Origin of the sequence: Aequoribacter sp., assembly GCF_965659035.1 — a bacterium.
Lineage (GTDB): Bacteria > Pseudomonadota > Gammaproteobacteria > Pseudomonadales > Halieaceae > Aequoribacter.
This window is the reverse complement of sequence record NZ_CBFHWH010000066.1, coordinates 1-1,163: the sequence shown is the minus strand read 5'-3', so window position 1 is coordinate 1,163 and position 1,163 is coordinate 1. Positions and strand designations below refer to the sequence as shown.

Annotated in this window: 1 protein-coding gene; it reads right to left on the bottom strand. The window is 48.4% G+C overall.

Going from position 1 to position 1,163, the window contains the following annotated elements; translation table 11 throughout:
- On the bottom strand, nt 1–1,163 hold a 1,163-nt coding region (locus ACTF5Z_RS09225; protein ID WP_438985383.1), incomplete at both ends, for a diguanylate cyclase domain-containing protein.

Here is a 1,163-nt window from a genome sequence, read left to right as displayed (position 1 = left end):
CGTACCAAAGTCGTCCAAAAACACCTTCACACCTAGTGCACGCAGACGCTGCAGAGCCTTAGCAGCGAGTTCAAAATTAGCAACCATAGAGCGTTCCGTTACTTCCACGCAAAGGCGGTGACCGACACGCTCGGCGAGCGTCATTAGGGCTTGATTTCGCTCTAACATCGACAGACTTGCTGAAGACAGATTGATTGAAATGGACTGCTGGTCACCAATCACCCTAAATAGCTCACTCACCTTCTCAACCACACAAGTATCAAGTAAGCGAATTAAACCCGACCGCTCTGCGACAGGAATAAACTGATCAGGTCGAATAGAACCATACTTCGGATGGGTCCAACGCACTAAAGCTTCAAATCCCAAAATTTCAGAAGTATCCATTGCAACAATCGGTTGCAACGCAATATCAAGTGTCTTTGCATCAATGACTCGGGACAACTCTGTGTGTATCACGACCTCTACCGGGATTTTTTGATTTTCACCCTCGGGATAAACCATCACGCCCGATTCACCCGATGCTTTCTGTTGGTACAACATCGCGTCCGCGCGTCGCAGCCAGTGCGAGACCTTGTGAACGAAGTCATCCAATACCGCAATCCCTACTGAAGCACCGACCACGACCAAATCCACTTCTAAGTTAATGGCGTCGGTCAAAGACTGAACAATCGCATCGCCTAATTTAAGTGCATCGGCAGAATCAAGTTCTGCGATAAACGCAAATTCATCACCGCCAAGGCGAGCGAATTTCACGGTATCGGGAAGCACGAATTGGAAACGACGAGCCACTTCGCACAACAATCGGTCCCCCACTTCATGTCCGTAACGATCGTTTACCGACTTAAAGCGATCTAAATCAATCATCGCAAGATATGTCCGCGGTCCATCCGTTCGATTGATCGCTTGCTGCGCCCAGGATAAAAACTGTGCTCTGTTAGGGAGCCCAGTAAGCGCATCATGTGTCGCTAGATGCAGTGCTTCTTCTTCAGATTTTTTAAGGTCTTGCAGTAAACGCGCTTGCTGGTACTTCGCAGCGATAATCGACGCCAAAGCCTCTAGGGTTTGCTGATGACGCTTAGTGTAAAAATGTGGCTCAGAATGTTCAGAGTCAATAACACCAATGGTTCGGCCCGCAACCAAAATAGGGACTGCAAGCTCAGATA